21 protein-coding genes are annotated in these 19,004 nt (G+C 68.3%); 16 read left to right on the top strand and 5 right to left on the bottom strand.

The features are described from left to right. Nucleotides 1–3 precede the first annotated feature (3 nt). From AC0662_RS34690 to AC0662_RS34680, 3 genes are read left to right on the top strand one after another with little or no spacing between them, the layout of a single operon-like run. Complete coding sequence (locus AC0662_RS34690; protein WP_478305967.1) at nt 4–858, top strand: ABC transporter substrate-binding protein; 855 nt, start codon at nt 4–6, stop codon at nt 856–858. Next, complete coding sequence (locus tag AC0662_RS34685; RefSeq protein ID WP_478305965.1) at nt 855–1,766, top strand: amino acid ABC transporter permease; 912 nt, start codon at nt 855–857, stop codon at nt 1,764–1,766. Before AC0662_RS34690 ends, AC0662_RS34685 begins: the two co-directional genes overlap by 4 nt. Then, nucleotides 1,763–2,494 carry an amino acid ABC transporter ATP-binding protein gene (locus AC0662_RS34680; RefSeq protein ID WP_478305963.1) on the top strand — a complete coding sequence of 244 codons (732 nt, stop codon included), beginning with the start codon at nt 1,763–1,765 and terminating at the stop codon, nt 2,492–2,494. Before AC0662_RS34685 ends, AC0662_RS34680 begins: the two co-directional genes overlap by 4 nt. 13 nt (nt 2,495–2,507) lie before the next feature. Here AC0662_RS34680 and AC0662_RS34675 read toward each other — a convergent pair whose 3' ends face one another. Both AC0662_RS34675 and AC0662_RS34670 read right to left on the bottom strand, forming a co-directional pair. Next, nucleotides 2,508–3,155: a response regulator transcription factor gene (locus AC0662_RS34675; RefSeq protein WP_452201861.1), complete on the bottom strand. Its 648-nt coding sequence runs from the start codon at nt 3,153–3,155 to the stop codon at nt 2,508–2,510. Next, on the bottom strand, nt 3,107–4,408 hold the full coding sequence (locus tag AC0662_RS34670) for a sensor histidine kinase (protein WP_452201859.1): 1,302 nt from the start codon (nt 4,406–4,408) through the stop codon (nt 3,107–3,109). Before AC0662_RS34670 ends, AC0662_RS34675 begins: the two co-directional genes overlap by 49 nt. Nucleotides 4,409–4,597: 189 nt before the next feature. Here AC0662_RS34670 and AC0662_RS34665 point away from each other — a divergent pair, with 189 nt between their 5' ends. From AC0662_RS34665 to AC0662_RS34615, 11 genes are all read left to right on the top strand, one after another. Continuing rightward, nucleotides 4,598–5,623: a fatty acid desaturase family protein gene (locus AC0662_RS34665; RefSeq protein ID WP_478305960.1), complete on the top strand. Its 1,026-nt coding sequence runs from the start codon at nt 4,598–4,600 to the stop codon at nt 5,621–5,623. Between the two features lie 197 nt (nt 5,624–5,820). After that, nucleotides 5,821–7,212 carry a M28 family metallopeptidase gene (locus AC0662_RS34660; protein ID WP_478305957.1) on the top strand — a complete coding sequence of 464 codons (1,392 nt, stop codon included), beginning with the start codon at nt 5,821–5,823 and terminating at the stop codon, nt 7,210–7,212. A gap of 67 nt (nt 7,213–7,279) precedes the next feature. Then, on the top strand, nt 7,280–7,573 hold the full coding sequence (locus AC0662_RS34655; protein WP_478305955.1) for a hypothetical protein: 294 nt from the start codon (nt 7,280–7,282) through the stop codon (nt 7,571–7,573). Between the two features lie 11 nt (nt 7,574–7,584). Beyond that, nucleotides 7,585–8,352, top strand: a complete 768-nt coding sequence (locus tag AC0662_RS34650; protein WP_478305953.1) for an alpha/beta fold hydrolase — start codon at nt 7,585–7,587, stop codon at nt 8,350–8,352. Between the two features lie 104 nt (nt 8,353–8,456). Next, nucleotides 8,457–9,560 carry an exo-beta-N-acetylmuramidase NamZ family protein gene (locus AC0662_RS34645; RefSeq protein WP_478305951.1) on the top strand — a complete coding sequence of 368 codons (1,104 nt, stop codon included), beginning with the start codon at nt 8,457–8,459 and terminating at the stop codon, nt 9,558–9,560. After that, a complete protein-coding gene (locus tag AC0662_RS34640) occupies nt 9,560–10,600 on the top strand; it encodes a GNAT family N-acetyltransferase (protein WP_478305949.1) in 1,041 nt (346 codons plus the stop codon). The genes AC0662_RS34645 and AC0662_RS34640 overlap by 1 nt, the downstream gene beginning before the upstream one ends. 1 nt (nt 10,601) lies before the next feature. Continuing rightward, entirely contained in the window at nt 10,602–11,885 is a 1,284-nt protein-coding gene (locus AC0662_RS34635) for an extracellular solute-binding protein (RefSeq protein ID WP_452203887.1), read from the top strand. Further along, on the top strand, nt 11,882–12,820 hold the full coding sequence (locus tag AC0662_RS34630; protein ID WP_478305946.1) for a carbohydrate ABC transporter permease: 939 nt from the start codon (nt 11,882–11,884) through the stop codon (nt 12,818–12,820). Before AC0662_RS34635 ends, AC0662_RS34630 begins: the two co-directional genes overlap by 4 nt. Beyond that, complete coding sequence (locus tag AC0662_RS34625) at nt 12,817–13,692, top strand: carbohydrate ABC transporter permease (RefSeq protein ID WP_452203885.1); 876 nt, start codon at nt 12,817–12,819, stop codon at nt 13,690–13,692. Before AC0662_RS34630 ends, AC0662_RS34625 begins: the two co-directional genes overlap by 4 nt. A gap of 10 nt (nt 13,693–13,702) precedes the next feature. Further along, nucleotides 13,703–14,449, top strand: a complete 747-nt coding sequence (locus tag AC0662_RS34620) for a PIG-L deacetylase family protein (protein WP_478305944.1) — start codon at nt 13,703–13,705, stop codon at nt 14,447–14,449. 78 nt (nt 14,450–14,527) lie between these two features. Further along, nucleotides 14,528–15,289: a carbohydrate deacetylase gene (locus AC0662_RS34615; RefSeq protein WP_478305942.1), complete on the top strand. Its 762-nt coding sequence runs from the start codon at nt 14,528–14,530 to the stop codon at nt 15,287–15,289. A gap of 1 nt (nt 15,290) precedes the next feature. On the opposite strand, the gene AC0662_RS34610 is transcribed toward AC0662_RS34615, so the two are convergent. After that, complete coding sequence (locus AC0662_RS34610; protein WP_478305940.1) at nt 15,291–15,683, bottom strand: VOC family protein; 393 nt, start codon at nt 15,681–15,683, stop codon at nt 15,291–15,293. Between the two features lie 301 nt (nt 15,684–15,984). Then, the gene (locus tag AC0662_RS34605) at nt 15,985–16,755 is read right to left on the bottom strand and encodes a thioesterase family protein (protein ID WP_478305938.1); all 771 of its coding nucleotides are present in this window, start codon (nt 16,753–16,755) and stop codon (nt 15,985–15,987) included. Between the two features lie 133 nt (nt 16,756–16,888). On the opposite strand from AC0662_RS34605, the gene AC0662_RS34600 reads away from it, so the two are divergent. After that, nucleotides 16,889–17,407, top strand: a complete 519-nt coding sequence (locus AC0662_RS34600; RefSeq protein WP_478305936.1) for a GNAT family N-acetyltransferase — start codon at nt 16,889–16,891, stop codon at nt 17,405–17,407. Between the two features lies 1 nt (nt 17,408). Here AC0662_RS34600 and AC0662_RS34595 read toward each other — a convergent pair whose 3' ends face one another. Then, nucleotides 17,409–18,146, bottom strand: a complete 738-nt coding sequence (locus AC0662_RS34595; protein WP_478305934.1) for a helix-turn-helix transcriptional regulator — start codon at nt 18,144–18,146, stop codon at nt 17,409–17,411. A gap of 85 nt (nt 18,147–18,231) precedes the next feature. On the opposite strand from AC0662_RS34595, the gene AC0662_RS34590 reads away from it, so the two are divergent. Further along, nucleotides 18,232–18,993: a phytanoyl-CoA dioxygenase family protein gene (locus tag AC0662_RS34590; protein WP_478305932.1), complete on the top strand. Its 762-nt coding sequence runs from the start codon at nt 18,232–18,234 to the stop codon at nt 18,991–18,993. Nucleotides 18,994–19,004: the final 11 nt, after the last annotated feature.

The following is a 19,004-nucleotide window of genomic DNA, read 5'->3' as shown; positions in this document are numbered from 1 at the left end:
CGCATGAGAACGCGTGCTGTGGTGGGGCTGGCGGTACTGGCCGTCGTGGGGCTGGGGGCGTGTGCGCCGGAGGACGGCTCGTCCGCGGCGTCGACGCCGTCGGGGGCCGATGCCTGTGGCAAGGACAAACTGGCGGTCACGACCGCTGGGAAACTGACGGTCGGGACCGACAAACCGGCGTACGAACCGTGGTTCAGTGACAACGACCCGAGCAACGGCAAGGGGTACGAGTCGGCCGTCACCTACGCGGTGGCGAAGCAGCTCGGGTTCGAGCAGGCGGACGTGAAGTGGCAGACGGTGCAGTTCAACACCGCGTTCGCGCCCGGACCGAAGGCCTTCGACCTGGATGTGAACCAGGTCTCGATCTCCGAGGAGCGGCGCAAGGCCGTCGACTTCTCCTCCGGGTACTACGACGTCCGGCAGACCGTGATCACCACCGCGGGCAGCAAGATCGCGAACGCCAAGTCCGTCGGCGAGCTCGCCGGCGCCAAGCTTGGCGCCCAGGTCGGTACGACGAGTTACACGGCCCTGCGTGACCAGGTGAAACCGCAGCAGACGCCGGCCGTCTTCGACACCAACGACTTGGCGGTCCAGGCGCTGAAGAACAAGCAGATCGACGGCATCGTGGTGGATCTGCCGACCGCGTTCTACATGACCGGGGCGCAGCTCGACGACGGCAAGATCGTCGGTCAGCTGCCGTCGAGCGGGAAGGCCGAGCAGTTCGGGTTCGTGCTCGCGAAGGGTTCGAAGTTGACCGGTTGCGTGACCCACGCGGTCGACGCGCTCAAGGCCGACGGCACGCTGGCGAACCTGCAGAAGCAGTACCTCACCGAGTCGGGCGCTCCCGAGCTCTCGTGAGCGAGCGAACTCTCCGACCCGACAGCGGGCGCGGCGGCGGGCACGGCAGCGGGCTCGGTAGCGATTGGCAGCCGTCCGCGCTGCAGTTGGAGCGGATCGCGTACCGCCGCGGGCAGGCCCGGCGATCGACCCTGATCGCCGTGGTGAGCTCGGTGGTGCTGCTCGCGCTGGTTGTCGTCGGCATCGGTTCGACGCCCGGCTGGCCGCGGGTCCGGGCGACGTTCTTCGACGTCCACCGCGGCTGGGAGGCGCTCCCGGTCGTTGCCCAGGGCCTCTGGCTGAACATCCGTGTGATGCTGGTCTGCGCGGTCCTGATCGTCGTCTTCGGCTTGACGCTGGCAGTCATGCGGACGTTGCGCGGGCCGATCTTCTTCCCGCTGCGGGTGTTCGCGGCGGCGTACACGGACGTGTTCCGCGGGCTGCCGTTGCTGCTGGTGATCTTCCTGCTCGGCTTCGGCGTACCGGCTCTGCAGTTGCGCGGCCTGCCGAACCAGGCGGTGATCTGGGGCGGCGCCGCGCTGGTGCTGACCTATTCGTCGTACGTCGCCGAGGTGTTCCGGGCCGGCATCGAGTCGGTGCATCCTTCGCAGCGGGCGGCCGCGCGCTCACTCGGGCTGTCCCATCGCCAGACGCTGCGCTTCGTCGTACTCCCGCAAGCGGTCCGGCGCGTGCTGCCGCCGCTGCTGAACGACTTCGTGAGTCTGCAGAAGGACTCTGGTCTGATCGCGGTCCTCGGGGTGATCGACGCGATCCGCGCCGCACAGTTGGAGACGGCCGAGGACTTCAACTTCACGCCGTACGTCGTGGCCGGGCTGCTGTTCGTCGCGCTGACGATCCCGCTGACCCGGCTGACCGACTACGTCGCGCGCCGCCAAGGTTGGTATGGCGGGGGAGGTGGACCGGTGTGACCCTGCTCAGTCTCCGTGGAGTGCGCAAGTCGTACGGCGAGAACGTCGTACTGGACGGGTTCGACCTGGACGTCGAGGCCGGCGAGTGCGTCGTACTGATCGGCGCCTCGGGATCCGGGAAGTCGACGCTGCTGCGCTGTGTGAACCTGCTCGAGACCGTGGACGACGGCGTCGTCGAGCTGGCCGGCGTGGACATCACGGATCCGCGGGCCGACGCGGACAAGGTGCGGTCCGGGATCGGGATCGTGTTCCAGTCGTACAACCTGTTCCCACACCTGACCGTGCTGGACAACATCACGCTCGCGCCGATCCGGGTGCATCGGGTACCGCGGGATGTCGCACGGGACCGCGCGCTCCAGATGCTCGCGCGCGTCGGGCTCGCCGACAAGGCGGGCGCGAAACCCGACGAGCTCTCGGGCGGGCAGCAGCAACGAGCCGCGATCGCCCGGGCGATGGTCAACTCACCGCAGCTGATGCTGCTCGACGAGGTCACGTCGGCGCTCGACCCGGAACTCGTCGGCGAGGTCCTCGACCTACTGCGCGAACTGAAGTCCGAGGGTATGACGATGCTGATCTGCACCCACGAGATGGCCTTCGCCCGCGAGGTCGCCGACCGGGTCTGCTTCCTGCACCACGGCCGCCCGCTGGAGATCGGCCCGCCCGCGCAGGTGCTGGAGACCCCGCGCGAGCCCCGCACCCGCGAGTTCCTCAGCCGCATCCGTCCCTGAGGACGGGCCCGGGTCAGCGGGACGACAAGTACGTGAGGACGGCCATCACCCGGCGGTTGTCGTCCTCGGACGGCGGCAGGTCGAGCTTGGCGAAGATGTTGTTGGTGTGCTTGCTGACCGCCTTCTCGGTGACGAACAGCGCACCGGCGATCGCGGCGTTCGAGCGTCCTTCGGCCATCAGCCCGAGGACCTCGGACTCCCGCGGGGTCAGCCGGCTGATCGGCGAGTCCCTGGTACTGCGCGCCAGGAGCTGACCGATCACGTCCGGGTCCATCGCCGTACCGCCGCCGGCCACCCGGCGAACGCCGTCCAGGAACTCGGCGACATTCGAGACGCGGTCCTTCAGCAGGTACCCGACGCCACCGCCACCCCCGGTGAGGAGCTCGCGCGCATAGAGCTGCTCGACGTACTGCGAAAGCACCAGGATCGGGAGGCCCGGGATCTGGCTGCGGGCCTCGATCGCGGCCCGCAGGCCCTCGTCGGTGAACGTCGGTGGCATCCGTACGTCGACCACCGCCACGTCCGGCCGGTGCTCCACCAGCGCGGGCACCAGCCGGGGCCCGTTGTCGACCGCCTCGACGACCTCGAAGTCGTGCGCCTCCAGCAGGCGGATCAGGCCGTCCCGGAGGAGGGCGTTGTCTTCAGCGATGAGGACTCGCAAGGCAGCTCCATGATCACGGTGGTCGGCCCGGCGCTCGGGCTCACCACGGTCAACGTACCGTCGAAGGCGGCCAGCCGCCGCTCGATACCGTACAGACCGCCACCGGGCTTCACGAGCGCACCTCCCACCCCGTCGTCGCCGACGATCATGTGCAGCTTCTCGTCCTCGTGGGTGATCTGGATCCAGGCGTTCGTGGCGGCCGAGTACTTGACCGCGTTGGCGAGACACTCGGCGACCGCGAAGTACGCCGCGGACTCCACCGGCGCCGCGGGCCGGCCCGGCACGTCGAAGGTGACGTCGACCTTGAACGGGCAGGTCAGCGCGAGCGCCTTGACCGCCCCTTCCAGCCCGCGATCGGCGAGCACCGGCGGGTGGATCCCGCGGACCAGGTCACGCAGCTCGGACAGAGCCGTACTTGCGGACTCCCGGGCCTCGGTGAGCAGCGCCGCGGCCTGGGCCGGGTCGCGGGCCACCATCTCCTCGGCCATGCCGAGGTTCATGCTCAGGGCGGCCAGGCGGGCCTGGGCGCCGTCGTGCAGGTCGCGCTCGATCCGGCGCAGTTCGGCCGCCTGGGTGTCGACGGTCTCGGCGCGGGACTCGGCCAGCTCGCGGACCCGCATCGCCAGCTTGGCGCTCTCGGTCGGGCCGAGCAGCGAGCGGGCCAGGAAAGCGTTCGCCTTGAGCAGCCGCTCGCCGGCCGCCGTCCAGATCAGGAACGCGATCAGCGCAACCGGCATCAGCAGGAAGCTGGTCCAGAAGTTCACCGTGAACAGGCCGCCGAACGGCTCGGTGAACACCCCCTCGGGGGTGACGCCGACGAGCAGCGGGTAGACCAGGTAGAACGCCATCGCGAAGAACAGCACCGCGCTCAGCAGGCAGAGCGTGAACCCGAAGACCGCGTTCACCAGCAGCCAGACGATGTCCCGCCAGGTCTGCGGGTCGGTCATGATCGTCCGGATCCGCATCAGCGTGCCGGGCAGCGGGGGCTTCTTGTACGGCCGCGGGATGCGCTCGCCGAGGAAGCCGGCCAGCATCGTGCGGTGGCAGTTCGCGAACCAGCGGGTCGCCGGGACGAACACCAGCAGCATCGGGATCCCGACCCAGACCACGATCAGCGGCACGGCCACCACGGACAGCACGAAGAAGGCGATCCCGATCTCGGCCAGGATCGCGAGGAACAGCGCGACCCACGGCTGGGCGAGCTTCGGGTACCGCATCGGTGGCGGTGCCTCGGTGACGGCGACGGTGGTCATGCGTCCATCATGACCGAGCGTGAGGCCCGGGGCAGTGGAGTTATCCCCCCTTTGTCCCGGGCGCTGACCCCCGGTGGATCCGGGTGGTAGCACTCGTGTGTCGCGCCGTTATGCGATCGAGACTTGATGCTGTACGTTGGCCGCGGCTGTACGCCCAGGCCTCCCACCGCACCCGAGACGAGGACCCTGATGGCTCAGCCGATCGCGTCACCTGTTGCTACCCGCCGCTCCGATTTCTCCCCGCTGTTGCGCGAGATCAAGGCAGCCGGACTACTGGAGCGCCGGACCGCGGCCTACGCGATGGCGATCGGTATCAACGTGACTCTGATGGCGATCACCTGGGCCGCGATCGCCGCGATCGGGGCCTCCTGGTGGGTGGTCCTGCTCGCCCTGCCGCTCGGGATCCTGACCACCCGGGCGGCGTTCTTCGGGCACGACGCCGGTCACCAGCAGATCGCCAGTTCGCGCCGGCTGCACGACTGGGTCGGCATGCTGCACGGCAACCTCCTGCTCGGTATGAGCTACGCCTGGTGGAACGACAAGCACAACCGCCACCACGCGAACCCGAACCACACCGACAAGGACCCGGACGTCGGCGAGGGCGTACTGGTCTGGACCCTCGAGCAGGCATCCAGCCGCAAGGGTCTCGAAGGCTGGCTGACCCGCAACCAGGCGCGGATCTTCTTCCCGCTGCTCACGCTGGAAGGCTTCAACCTCAAGGTCTCGAGCATCCGGTTCCTGCTCGCCCGGCGCCGCGAGCAGCGCGTCGAGCTCGGCCTGATGGCCGCCCACCTGGTGCTGTACTTCACCGCGCTGTTCCTGATCCTGTCGCCGGGCCAGGCGCTGGTGTTCGCGGTCGTGCACCACATGATCTTCGGGCTGCACCTCGGCAGTGTGTTCGCGCCGAACCACAAGGGCATGGAGATGCCCGAGGCCGACAGCAACTGGGGGCACCTGGAGAAGCAGGTGCTGACCTCCCGCAACGTGAACGGCGGTCTGGTGACCGACTGGATGATGGGCGGGCTCAACTACCAGATCGAGCACCACCTCTTCCCGAGCATGCCGCGCGCCAACCTTCGCTTCGCCCAGCCGATCGTCCGGGCGTACTGCGAGAAGATCGGAATGCCCTACGTTTCAACGGGTTTGATCGATTCGTACCGAATGGGGTTGCGCCATATGCACGCGGTCGGTGAGGAACTTCGAAGCAATGCCTGACAACCCCTAGGCGACTCAGTCGCACCTCGGTTACGGTCTCCCCTCTCGGGGCCGCCCACCTTCGTGAGGAGACCTTCCATGACCGCACTGATGCCGCGCCTCCGGCGCGGCGGGTCACGCGGCTGTGACTCCCGGCCTTCCCTCGTCGCTCCAGTCGCTTCGCTCCCTGCGCTCCTCAGTCCAGGCCGGGAGGCCGCGTGACCGGCCGATCCGGTCTGAGTCGCCGCGGTTTGTTAGGCGCCGTCGCCGGTGTCACCGCTGCCTCCGCACTGACCGCCGCGCCCGCGTGGGGCGCCGACGACCTTCGGCCGGGCGCGGTGACCCGGCCGAAGCTGGACAGGTTCGACCGGCAGATCGTGTCGGGCCTGTCCTCCGATCGCGCGTTGCAGCATCTACAGGTGCTGTCCGAGCACATCGGTCCACGCATCGGCGGTACGGCGAGCGAGAAGCGCGCCGCCGACTACATCGCCGCCCAGCTCGACAAGTTCGGCTACCGGACCCGGCTCGAACCGTTCCCGGTCGCCGACAAGTTCCTCGCCCAGATCACCGACGTCACCGGCGTGCTGCCGGACGACCTCTGCTGGCAGGCCGGCGCCGCGCCCGGCGGCAAGCTCGACGTCAGCGTGCAAGGCCCGGTGCGCGACGTCGGCCCGGCGACCGCACCGGTCTGGCCGACCGACGTCGCCGGCTCCATCGTGATCGCCGACGACACTGCCGCGTCCCGGCCGGCATTGGTCGCGGAGGCGGCCGCGCGCGGTGCGGTCGGCGTGATCCTGCTGCCGGCCGACCAGGTGTACCCACGCCGCGCCTCGGCGTTCTCCCCGAGCGGCCTCACCGACGCCCCGATCCCGGTGATCGGCGTCGCCCAGGTCCAGAAGCGCCTGATCCGTGAGGCCCTCGCCGTGGTCGCCGCGTTGCCGTTGAAGATCAGCACGACGGCCCACCGAGGCCTGATCTCCAACAACGTCATCGGCGAGCGCCGCGGCAAGTCCGGCACGAGCGGGCCGATCGTGATGGTCAGCGGCCACTACGACACCGTCCCCGGCGCACCGGGAGCGAACGACGACGGCTCCGGCACCGTGCTCACGATGGAGCTGGCGCGCGTCTTCAGCCGCATCCCGACCGATGCGACGTTGCGGTTCGCGCTGTGGGGTTCGGAGGAGCAAGGCCTGATCGGATCGCGGTACCACGTCGCGCAGCTCGCCCAGGACCAGCGCGACCGCTACGCCGCCGTCTTCCAGAACGACATGGTCGCCACCAGCTGGGACCCGGCGGTCACCTACTGGCTGCTGTCCTTCACCGGACTCGCCAACACCGCGACCGACGCCGTACGGGCCGCCGGACAACGGCTCGGGTACGACGCTCAGCTCGTCGGGCCGGTGCAGCGTGGTGCGTCCGACCACCAGTCGTTCCAGGAGGTCGGGATCGACTCCGCGAACTTCTCGTGGCGCGGTGAGCTCGCGCCGTCGTACCTCGAGCCGCCGTACCACTCGCCGGAGGACACCATCGCGAAGAACGTCAGCCTGGAGCGCCTGCAGGTGTCGATGGAGCTGATCGGCTGCGCGACGTACGCGGTCGCGCGCAGCTGAGCCCGGGTCATCAGTTCGGGTGATCAGCTCGGGGTGATCCAGGTCATACGACTAGCCTTGAGGGGCTATGTCGCGCAGGAAGCCTTCCAAGTGGCAGCGGCCGGTCAGTGACCGGCCGCTGCTCGGTGGTACCCAGAGCCGTGAGGTGAAGGCCGGCGGCGAGTGGATCGTCCGGCGGGTGTCAGGGTCCGCGTCCGCGAAGTCGTACCGCTGCCCTGGCTGCGACCAGCAGATCCTGCCGGCCACCCCGCACGTCGTCGTGTGGCCGGAGAATCCCAGCCTGCTCGGCGCGATCGGCGGTGCGCAGTCGCTGGACGAGCGGCGGCACTGGCACACGGCGTGCTGGCAACGGAGCCGTTGAAAGGTGTCTGCATGAAGCTCCCGGTGACGTCGTACGGCGAAACTGGTACGCCGGTCGTGGTGGTGCACGGGCTGTTCGGCTCGGGCCGGAACTGGATGACCGCCGCCCGACGGCTCGCGGACCGGCACCGGGTGTTCGCGTTCGACCTGCGCAACCACGGCACCTCGCCGCATGTCGACACGATGAGCTACCCCGAGATGGCCGACGACGTCCGGGAGACGATCGAGTCGCTCGGGGTCGGGCCGGTCGCGCTGGTCGGGCACTCGATGGGCGGCAAGACCGCGATGCTCACCGCGCTGCGGCACCCGTCGGTCGTGGAGCGGCTCGTGGTCGTCGACGCGGCGCCCGTGGCGTATCCGCCGGCCTTCGTCGAGTACGCGCGGGCGATGCGGACGGCCGACCTCTCGTCGGTGACCCGTCGCGCCGAGGTCGACGCGCAGTTGGTGGACGCAGTACCGACCCCCGGCACCCGCGCCTTCCTGCTGCAGAACCTGATCCTCGACTCCGACGGCGCTCGCTGGCGGCCGAACCTGCCGGTCATCGAAGCGGCGCTGCCGGCGATCTCCGGGTGGCCCTCCGGTCTGGCGGGTCTGCACTACGACGGGCCGACGCTTTTCATCTACGGCGGCAAGTCGGACTACGTCCAGCAGGACCACCGTGCGACGATCGCGGAGTACTTCCCGCAGGTCCGGTACGCCGAGGTTCCGGAGGCCGGCCATTGGGTCCACGCCGAGCGCCTCGACGACTTCCTGGCCGCGCTCGTCCCGTTCCTCGGATGAGGTTGGTAAACGGTTGTCCGTAATCCATTGACCTTCGCCCGAAAACATCGGTAAGTTTTCAACCCAGTTCCTGCAGGATCCACGATCTGGGTTGGGTGGTGGCGATGGTGGTCCGGACCGGCGCACAGCGGCTGGCCGAGGACCCGGGGTTGGTGCCCGACGGGCGCCTGGGACTGATCACGAACTTCACCGGCGTACTGCCGGACCTCACGCCGACGTCTGTCGCGTTGCGTGCGGCCGGTCTGCCGTTGACGGCGTTGTTCGGTCCCGAACACGGGCTCCGCGGTACGGCGCAAGCGGGTGCGAGCGAAGGCGAGGGAGTCGATCCCGACACCGGGCTCCCGGTGTTCGACACGTACATGCGGCAGGGTCGCGAGCTCGATGACCTGTTCTCCGGTGTCGACGTCCTGCTCTTCGACATCCAGGACATCGGGACGCGGTTCTACACCTACGTCTGGACGATGTACGACTGCCAGCAGGCCGCCGCGCGGCTCGGCAAGCCGTTCGTCGTGCTGGACCGGCCGAACCCGCTCGGCGGTGTCCGGGTCGAAGGGCCGATGCTGCAGCCCGGGTTCGAGAGCTTCGTCGGCCGCGCGCCGATCCCGCTCCGGCACGGGCTGACCGCCGGCGAACTGGCTCTGCAGTTGGGCCCGGCAACGGTCGTCGAACTCGAGGGCTGGACGCGGGACATGCGCGGTGTCGAGCCGTGGGTGCCGCCGTCGCCGAACATGCCGACGCTGGACACGGCTTTGGTATACCCCGGCACCGGCCTCTTCGAGGGCACCAACCTCAGCGAGGGGCGCGGGACCACGCGACCGTTCGAGACGATCGGGGCGCCGTACGTCGACGATCGGCTGGCGCCGGCGTTGCGGGACTGCGCGTTGCCGGGCGTGATGTTCCGACGGACCTGGTTCGAGCCGGTGTTCAGCAAGCACGCCGGCCAGGCGGTGTCCGGCGTACAACTGCACGTCGTGGACCGGGACGCGTTCGAGCCGGTGCGGACCGCGCTGGTGATGCTCCGGGTGCTGAACGAGCTGTACGCCGACGATTTCGGCATGCTGCCGTCACTCGACAAGTTGTGGGGCTCGGACTCGCTGCGGAAGACCCTCGAGGCGGGCGAGGACCCCGTCGCGCTCTTGCCTGCGGCAATCACACCGGCCGGGTGGGTACGACCCGGCGTACTGCGTTACGAAGGGACCCCTGCCTGATGATCCGTGCGTTCCAGGTCGGCGACGGGCCGGCGCTGGCCGCGGCCTGGACGGCCGCCGCGCCGGCCGACCCGATCAGCTACCGGCGTTTCCGCGACCTGTTCCTGCTCGATCGCAACTTCGACGCGGCCGGTCTCCAGGTGGCCGTGATCAATGATCAGATCGTCGGCGCCGCGTACGCGGTCCGCCGGCTGATCGCGGCCGACGCCGACGACCTCGAGCCGGACTCCGGCTGGATTCCGTTCTTCTTCGTGCACCCGGACCATCGCCGCCAGGGCGTCGGCCGCGCGTTGTTGACCGCGGCAACGGACTGGCTCCGCGCCGAGGGACGGTCGGAGGTCTACTTCTCGTCGTACACGCCGAACTACTTCCTCCCCGGCCTCGACGCGGACCGCTACCCAGACGCTGCCCGGCTGCTCGGCTCGATGGGCTTCGAGCGCCGGTACGACGCCGTCGCGATGGACCGCGGACTCGTCGGGTATGCCATCCCGGACGAGGTGCGCAAGCGCATCGACGCGCTGACGGCCGAGGGCTACAGCTTTGGTACACCATCCGACGACGAGCTGACCGCACTGATCGCGATCGCCGGCGCGGAGTTCAACCCGGACTGGGCGCGCGCCATTCGTGAGGGCGTCGTCGCCGGTCTACCACTGGATCGGATCGTGGTGGCGCGCCAACCCGATCGAGCACAACCCGATCGAGCACAACCCGATCGAGCACAACCCGATCGAGCACAGCCCGATCGAGCACAACCCGGCGGGGCGATCCTCGGCTGGGCGATGCACGGGACCTATGAAGGCGTGATCGACCGCTTCGGGCCGTTCGGGGTGCTACCGGCATCCCGCGGTACCGGCCTCGGGAAGGTGCTACTGCACCTGACGCTCGAGCGGATGGTCGCCGCCGGCGCACACAGCGCCTGGTTCCTGTGGACCGGTGAGGCGTCCGCGGCCGGGCAGCTGTACCTGAAGACGGGATTCGACATCACCCGCACGTTCACCATCCTCCGGGCGCCGTTGCTCCCGGCTGGCGGGAAGGAATGACATGAGGATTGCCAAGGGTTTGCGGCTGGCCGTCGCGCTGGGTGTGCTCGCCACGGGCGCTGCCGCGTGTGGCGGCGGCAGTGGTTCGGGCGGAGGCGGCGACAAGGTCGAGCTGACGCTGCTCAGCCACTACAGCGACGGGCCGTCCAAGGACGGGCTGGACAAGATGATCCAGCAGTGGAACAAGGACAACCCGAAGATCCAGGTGAAGGCGCAGGTGGTCAAGTTCGACGACCTGCTGACCACGCTCACCGTGCGGCAGACCGGCGGCCGCGGCGCGGACATCGTCAGCGCGTACGGCCTCTGGGGCGGCCAGTTGATGAAGGCGAACGTCGTCCAGAAGGTGCCCGACGACATCGCCACCAAGATCAAGGCGGAGTACAGCCCGGCCGCGCTCGGCGCGGTGACCACCGGTGACACGCTGCTCGGCTACCCGACCGAGCTGAACACCTACGTGCTGTTCTACAACAAGAAGATCCTCGCCGCGGCCGGCGTGACGAAGCCGCCGACGACCTGGGCCGAGCTCGCCGACGCGGCCAAGAAGACCGTCAAGCGGGATGCCAAGGGCAACATCCAGGTCGAGGGCCTGAGCCTGATCCAGGACGGCGACAACAAGTCCGTGCACCCGTTCCTGTCGCTGCTCGACTCCGCCGGCGGGAAGTTCCTCGGCGCCGACGGTACGCCGGAGTTCGACAACGCCGCCGGGAAGTCGGCGCTGAAGTTCGAGGCCGACCTGGCCGCGGCCAAGGCGACCAACCCGTCGATCATGCCGACCAAGCAGTTCCGCAGCGGCGGCGTCGCGATGGCGATCCAGGCCGGCTGGTGGATCGGCAGCCTGAAGACCCAGATGAAGGACAAGTACTCCGACGTCGGCGTGACCGCGATCCCGGGCCCGGCCGCGGGCAGCAAAGGCTCGCTGGCGTACGGGTTCTTCATGGGCGTGAACCAGCGCAGCAAGCACGCCGACGAGGCGTGGAAGTTCCTGACCTGGATGAACGAGCACAAGGCCGACAGCGGAAACGTCACGGAAACCGGAAAGTGGCTGGCCGACCAGGGCCTGATCCCGCCGCGCACCGCTGACCAGGCGGAGTACAAGAAAACGTTGTCCGACCCGAACCTGGCGCCGATCTACGACGCGGCGACGTACGCGATGCCGGAGCCGAACCAGCCGGGCGCGTACGAGGCGAAGACGGCGCTGCACAACGCGATCATGGGCGTGCTTGCCGACGGCAAGAACCCCGACGACGCGCTGGCGCAGGCCGCGAAGGCGGTCAAACCGCAATGACGACCGCGGTCGGGAGGGTCGGTGCCGTCGCGGCACCGGCCCGCCAGGTCGGGAAGCTCCATCGCGAGGGGCGGGCGGCGTACCTGTTCCTGACGCCGGCCCTGCTGTTCTTCACGGTGTTCCTGATCCTGCCGTTCATCTTCGCGATCGTGCTCGCGTTCTCCGACTGGGGCGGGTTCGACCTCGGCACCTTGAAGTGGGCGGGGTTCAAGAACTTCGGCGACGTCCTGAGCTTCGACGGGACGTTCGTGAAGCCGATCCTGGTGAACACATTGCTGTTCGCCTTCGGATCCGTCTTCCTGGCGACGTTCGGCTCGGTACTGGTTGCCTACTGCATCGACCGGCTGTCGTTCCAGGGGTTCTGGCGGGTGCTCTACTTCCTGCCGGTGGTCGCCACGGTGGTGGCCATCGGCAACGTCTGGAAGATGATGTACCAGCCGGCCGGGCTGATCAACGGCGTGCTGAACAAGCTCGGTGTGAACAGCATCGGTTTCCTGTCCGATTCGTCGTACGCGCTGCCGTCTGTGACGATCGTGCACGCATGGGCGTCGATCGGCGGCGCCGTACTGATCCTCACGGCGGGCTTGAAGGCGATCCCCGAGATGTACTACGAGGCGGCCGAGGTCGACGGCGCCAACTCGTGGAACATGTTCTGGTCGATCACGTTGCCGCTGCTACGGCCGGCGCTGCTGTTCGTGCTGATCACCCAGTTCATCGGCGGCTTGCAGTCGTTCGCGCTGATCATCGTGATGACGGGTGATGGCGGACCGGTCAACGCGACCAACGTGGCGGCCTTCGAGATGTACCAACGGGCCTTCAAGTACGGCGCCTGGGGCACGGCGAGCGCGATGGCGATGGTGCTGTTCGTGATCATCCTCGCGATCACCCTGCTGCAGTTGTGGATCGCCCGGCGGCGCGGAGAGGAGACCTCGTGAAACGGCGCGGAAAGTTTCCGTGGTTCGCGTACCTGGTGGTGATCCTCGGCGGCGTCGCGATGGTGATGCCGTTCCTCGACATGGTGATGAGCTCCTTCAAGGGCCCGGGCGAGTACGGCGTGATTCCGTACCGGCTCCTGCCCTCGCACTGGGATTTCTCCAACTATCGCGAGGCTTTCGCGCAGCTGGAGCTGCCGCGGCTGTTCCGGAACAGCGTGATCGTCACGGTCAGCGTGACGATTTCCGTACTGATCACGTCCGCGATGGCCGGGTACGCACTGGCGAAACTGCGTTTCCGCGGCCGCGCCGTGATTTTCCGTTTCATCCTCGCGACGATGATGCTGCCGCCGTTCCTGCTGCTGATCCCGACGTTCCTGATCATGCTCAACTGGCCGCTCGCCGGCGGTAACGACATCCTCGGGCGCGGCGGCGACGGCGGGCTGACGACCAGCCTGATCTCGCTGATCCTGCCGTTCACGGTCAGCGGCTTCGGGATTTTCCTGATGCGCCAGTTCATGGTCTCGTTGCCGGACGAGATGCTCGAGGCAGCCAAGATCGACGGCGCCAACCAGTGGCAGACCTGGCGGCTGATCGTCCTGCCGCAGACCAAACCCGTCGCGATCACACTCGGGCTGATCACCTTCATCGGCACCTGGAACGAGTACATCTGGACGCTGCTGATCTCGTCGTCCGACCCCGATCTGCAGACGCTGCCGGTCGGCATCCAGTTGCTGCAGAGCTTCCTCGACCCGGACCGCACGATGCCGATCGTGATGGCCGGCCTGGTGATCAGCACGCTCCCGGTGCTGGTCGTGTTCCTGATCTTCCAGAAGTACTACGTGCGTGGCGTCGTACTCAGTGGCCTGAAATGAGGAGACCCTTGTGACCAGAACAGTGCTCGCCATCGGCGCCCACATCGGCGACATGGACCTGACCGCCGGGCCGACGCTGGCCAAGCTCGCGCTGGAGGGCGCGGCCACGACGATCGTCGCGCTGACCCCGGGCGAGCGTGGTCACCCGCGGCTCTCGCCGGCCGAGTACAAGAAGCAGAAGATCGCCGAGGGTACGGCGTTCGCGGAAGCGATCGGTGCGGACTTCGCGGTCCTGGACCACAGCGACGGGTTCCTGCCCGACACCGACGACGTCGCGCTGCAGTTGGCCCGGATCATCCGCGAGAAGCAGCCCGACACGATCATCACCCACTGGAAACACTCCATCCACCGCGACCACGAGCACACCTCCGTGCTGGCGGAACGCGCTCGTTTCCTGGCCGGGTTGCCCGTCGAGTCGACGGACGACTTCGCCGCGATGACGCCGTACCCCGAACTGGCCGCGAAACTCGCCGAGCTGCCGCGGCACGGCGTACGGACGATCATGCACGCGGAGAACTGGGAGGACATGGAGGGCTTCACGCCCACGGTCTACGTCCCGATCTCCGACGAGGCGTTCTACCGCTGGGTCTCGGCGATCCGCCACCAGGCCTTCGCCCGCGGCGAGACCTACGGCTTCCGCTACATCGACTACTACACCGCCCTGATGACCACCCGCGGCTGCCTCGCCTCCTACCCCCGCGCCTGCGCCTTCCACACCAACCAATCCCCAGAAGTCACCAAACTCGCCGGTCCGTAGGTCCACGCCGCCGGAAACACGTACGGTCGTGGTCGGGCTTGTTCGTGGATGGCTTCGTTGTGGATGAAGGGATCGGGCGTGGCTGAGGTTCGGTTGGTTGTGCAGGGGGACGACTTCGGGATGTGTCATGCCGTCAACGTGGGGACGGTGCAGGCGTTCCGGGACGGGATCGTGACGCAGGCGTCGACCATGGCGGCGTGTCCTTGGTTCACCGAGGCGGCGGCGCTGGCGCGGGAGTTCGGCGTACCGCTCGGCGTCCATCAGACGTTGACGTGTGAGTGGGACTTCCTGCGCTGGCGGCCGTTGACGGACGGGATCTCGCTGGTCGGCGACGACGGGACGTTCCGGCGTACGGTGGCCGAGGCCGCGGTGGCCATCACCCTGGATGACGCGGTGCGGGAGCTGACAGCTCAGGTGGGGAAGTTCGCGGCGGAAGGTTTGGAGGTCGAGTACCTGGACCTCCACATGGGGTCGTCCGTGCCGGCGGCGTACGAGGTCGTGTCGGAATCGACCGGGAAACCGTTCATCTACGGGCCGGAGGAATCGCGGCGGTTCGCGTCGATCGAGACGTTGAGCGACCGGGACGCGGCGACGAAGAAGACGTGGGTCCTCGAGTACCTCGACAAGCTGACGCCCGGGGTGCACCTGCTCGTAACCCACTGCGCCGCGGCCCACCCGGAGCTCGGCGCAATCCACCGACCGGGATCGGACACCTACCGGTGGGCCGAGGAGTACCGGCTCTCCGACCAGGCCATCGTCACCGACCCGGAGATCCGCCAGGCGATCGAGGATCGTGGGATCGAGGTGACGACGGTACGGGCGGCATTCGCGGCCGACTGACTCAGCTGTGCGTCGCGCCCCACACGAAGCAGAACTCGTTGCCCTCGGGGTCCCGCATGCACTGCCACAGGTCGCCGTCGTAGATGTCGTCGGCCCGCGTCGCGCCGAGGTGCAGGGCGTTGGCGATCGCCTGCTCCTTGGACTCCGGCGGGACATACAGGTCGAGGTGCACGCGGTTCTTCCGCACGTCCTTACCCTCGGGCACCTGTGCGAAGTCGAGCCGCACCCGACCACCGTGCAACTCGGTCACGCCGTGCTGGTCCGGCCGCAGTTCACCACCGAGCAACGACTGCCAGAACTGCCCCAACCCGTCCGGGTCCTCACAGTCGATCGCGACCGCATCAATCACCGGCACCGGCCAGTACGCCGTACTGCTCCCACCCACCTCGTCCATCACCCCAACCTACCCACCCGGTACCCACAGCCCACGTCGCCGGGTCGTGAACCGAGGCGCCAAACACCAACCACGATTCACGCCTCGAGTCCCTGTCCCGAACCATCTCCCACGACTCGAAGCGTTTGGCTCGCCCGCGTCGCCGAGTCGTGGCTCGGGGTGGCTGAAAGACAACCACGGTTCACGACTCGGGGTTTCGGGGGCGGACCGTTCGGCACGAGTCGGCGAGTGGGCGTGACTGTGGGCCGGGGGGAGAAGGCGAGGCTCGGCTTCGCGGGCGTCCGCCGCGCCTCGTCGGGTGTCAGTTCGGGCGGAGGGTGAGGATTTGGGTGAGGGTGCCGACGGGGCCTCGGTGGTCGTGGAGCGTGCTGCTGGTGAGGCCGATGCCGGACGGGCCGAAGGAGACGGTGGTGTCGAAGCCGAGCCAATCGCCCTCGGGGACGTCGAACAAGTGCGCGGTCAGATCGATGTTGGGGAAGGCAACGGTTTTCGGGTCGCCGCGGACCGTCATCCCGTTCGCGATGTCGAACAGGCCTGCGGCGCGGGCGAGACCGCTGACGTCCTCATCAGCGATCAACCGGATCGGCGTACGGACCCAGAACGCGGCTCGTCCCGGTTCGGCCTGCTCGCGCCGTACCTCGGCCGAGGCAATGAACCCACCCGGCCACACCGTCGTCGCGTCCCACTCGGGCATGTCCTCGACCGGCGTGATGGACGGAAACGCGGTGCCGGCGAGACGAGCAGTGTCGCCAGGCTGCATCAGCCAAGCACGCAGCAGTACGGCGTCCCGCCCGTTGTGGCTGAGTGTCGCCTCGACCAGCTCGACCGTACGCCCGGGCCGCACGACCCGGACCGCGACCTCCACCACGTCGACCGGCAACGTCCCGAGGATGTCGTACGACAACCGCCCGATCACCAGCCCGTCACTCCGCCGCGCGTCTCGATCCCATTCGACCACATGCGCGAGCAGTCCGAGCGCAGGCGCGATGTGCTGCGTCGCGGTATCCCAGGCCCCACCGACATGGCTGGTCGCGCGGTACGCGAACTCGTCCACCCGTTCGAAGTAGGCCATCTAGCTCCTAGGCAGGCATCACGAAGTTGGTCAGGACGAGACATGCCACGGTACCGGTGACGATGCTGAGCGACCCCGCCATCGCGCGCGTCGACTCACGCATCACCATGAAGCTCGTGAAGTCGGAGCGCTGATGCGGATCACGACGGAACGTCTCATCCTGCGGCCGTTCACGACCGAGGACATCGCGTGGGTGTTCGAGGTGTCGCAGGATCCTGCGGTGCAGCAGTTCGTCCAGGTGCCGTCGCCGTACCGGATGGAGCATGCGCGGTACTTCGTCGAGCAGCTCGCGATCGCGCAGACGGTGAGCGGGCAGCGGGCCGAGTTCGTGGTCGAGGACGCGGCGACGGGGGAGCGGCTCGCGCGGGTCGGGTTGGGGATGCGAGGCGACGGTACGGCGGAAGTCGGGTACTGGACCGCGCCGGCAGCCCGTGGGCGTGGGGTCGCGCCCGAGGCGGTCCGAGCGGTGTGTCGCTGGGGATTCGACGTACGAGGGCTGGAGCTGGTCGAGTGGCGTGCGGAGGTTGGCAATCACGCGTCGCGGCGGGTCGCGGAGAAGGCCGGGTTCGTGATGGAAGGGCAGTTACGGAAGCGGCTCGTGCATCGCGGGCAGCGGGTCGATGCGTGGATCGGGTCGCTGCTGAAGGAGTGACCTAGGACGCGCCGCGGTGGGCGCCTGGTGGTTGGCCGGTCGCTGCTTTGACGTGGCGGGACAGGTGACTGACGGAGTGGTACCCCGTTAGCTCAGCGACTGCCTGCAGCGGCAGCGTCGAGTTGCGGATGTGGGCGAGCGCGTGGCGGAGGCGAACTGCCTGCAGCGCGGCCTGTGGGCTGGTGTTGCGCAGCCGGGTAAACGCGGCGCGGAGGCCAGACGGCGAGATGCCGAGGTCGGCGGCGACGTCGGAGACGCGCAGGCCGGCGGCGAAGCGTTCCTCGAACAGTTGCTCTGCCTGCGCGACCAGCTGCTCGGTCGGCGTCGGCGGTGGGGAAGCCGCGCGGCGCAGGCGAAGGTCCAGTTCGGCGAGGAGCAGCGCGCGGAGCTCGTCGGTATCGGGCTGGGTGCTTTCGCGGACGAGAGCATCGAAGACGCGGCCGAGCGTGTGGTCGGCGTCGTCGTAGCAGAGTCTCGGCCAAGGGTGGTTGGGGTTCGCGTCGACCTGGAGGAAGCGGTTCGCGTACCCGGTGCGGCTCTGTTCGGCGTGCCAGGTGTGCGGTGGCGTGAGTAGGACGGTGCCCGGCGTCGCGTCGTACGTCGTGTCGCCGACGGGGCAGGTGATCCGGCCGCGAACGTAGTACACGAGCTCCCAGGACGTGTGCGCGTGCGACGGATAGTCCTTCCCGGGTGCGGCGGTGTGAACGCCGGCGCCGAGCAGTCGTGGCGATATGTGCATAACCGGAGTCGCCTTCTGCATTGTTTCTCGGGTACGTCGGAACGATGCTGGCATCGATTCGTGCATCTGTGAAGGAGAGCTCGGAATGGATATGGCGACCGCACTGCGCGACCTCGGCGTGACCGACGACGTCCTCACGCAGGCCGAGAAGGACCAACTCGACCGCGACGGGTTCCTGCCGCTGGAAGGGATCCTGACGGCGGAGGACGTGGCCGAACTCAACAAACGCCTCGCCGAACTGATCGCCGCCGAGGGGGACCGGGCCGGCCTGGAGGTCCATCAGGAGAAGGGCACCGACCGGCTCGCGGACCTGGTGAACAAGGACCCGATGTTCGAGGTCTGCTTCAGTCATCCGCGCGTGCTGGCCGCGATGAGCCACGTGCTCGGCGAGTTCAAGCTGTCGTCGCTGAACAGCCGCGCCGCACTACCCGGCGAGGGGCATCAGGCGCTGCACGCCGACTCCGGTCACGCCGTCGAGCCAGGCGCGTACGAGGTCTGCAACTCGATCTGGCTCCTCGACGACTTCACCCCCGAGAACGGCGCCACCCGCGTCGTCCCCGGCTCCCACCGCCGCGGCACCATGCCCAGCGACGAGATGCCCGACCCCGCCGCCGCCCACCCCGACCAGATCCAGCTCACCGGCACCGTCGGCACCGTCGTCATCTTCAACAGCCACCTCTGGCACGGCGGCACCCAGAACCACACCGACAAACCCCGCCGAGCCCTCCACTCGTACTTCGCCCTCCGCCACCTACCCCAACAACTCGACCAACAGACCTACATCCGCGTCAACACCCACACCCGCCTAACCCCCGCCCAACACTTCATCCTCGACGTCACCGCTTGAGCATCTGTCTA

It is taken from the genome of Kribbella sp. NPDC043289 (assembly GCF_056436705.1).
Note: the sequence above shows the minus strand (reverse complement) of the source record. Positions and strands in the feature narration are given on the sequence as shown.

Bases quoted from the DNA above. Each gene is read 5' to 3' on its own strand.
- AC0662_RS34650 (WP_478305953.1), top strand. From the start codon at position 7,585: ATGAAGCTCCCGGTGACGTCGTACGGCGAAACTGGTACGCCGGTCGTG.
- AC0662_RS34665 (WP_478305960.1), top strand. From the start codon at position 4,598: ATGGCTCAGCCGATCGCGTCACCTGTTGCTACCCGCCGCTCCGATTTC.
- AC0662_RS34605 (WP_478305938.1), bottom strand. From the start codon at position 16,755: ATGGCCTACTTCGAACGGGTGGACGAGTTCGCGTACCGCGCGACCAGC.
- AC0662_RS34670 (WP_452201859.1), bottom strand. From the start codon at position 4,408: ATGACCACCGTCGCCGTCACCGAGGCACCGCCACCGATGCGGTACCCG.
- AC0662_RS34635 (WP_452203887.1), top strand. From the start codon at position 10,602: ATGAGGATTGCCAAGGGTTTGCGGCTGGCCGTCGCGCTGGGTGTGCTC.
- AC0662_RS34610 (WP_478305940.1), bottom strand. From the start codon at position 15,683: ATGGACGAGGTGGGTGGGAGCAGTACGGCGTACTGGCCGGTGCCGGTG.
- AC0662_RS34655 (WP_478305955.1), top strand. From the start codon at position 7,280: ATGTCGCGCAGGAAGCCTTCCAAGTGGCAGCGGCCGGTCAGTGACCGG.
- AC0662_RS34690 (WP_478305967.1), top strand. From the start codon at position 4: ATGAGAACGCGTGCTGTGGTGGGGCTGGCGGTACTGGCCGTCGTGGGG.
- AC0662_RS34630 (WP_478305946.1), top strand. From the start codon at position 11,882: ATGACGACCGCGGTCGGGAGGGTCGGTGCCGTCGCGGCACCGGCCCGC.
- AC0662_RS34600 (WP_478305936.1), top strand. From the start codon at position 16,889: ATGCGGATCACGACGGAACGTCTCATCCTGCGGCCGTTCACGACCGAG.
- AC0662_RS34590 (WP_478305932.1), top strand. From the start codon at position 18,232: ATGGATATGGCGACCGCACTGCGCGACCTCGGCGTGACCGACGACGTC.
- AC0662_RS34640 (WP_478305949.1), top strand. From the start codon at position 9,560: ATGATCCGTGCGTTCCAGGTCGGCGACGGGCCGGCGCTGGCCGCGGCC.
- AC0662_RS34595 (WP_478305934.1), bottom strand. From the start codon at position 18,146: ATGCACATATCGCCACGACTGCTCGGCGCCGGCGTTCACACCGCCGCA.
- AC0662_RS34645 (WP_478305951.1), top strand. From the start codon at position 8,457: ATGGTGGTCCGGACCGGCGCACAGCGGCTGGCCGAGGACCCGGGGTTG.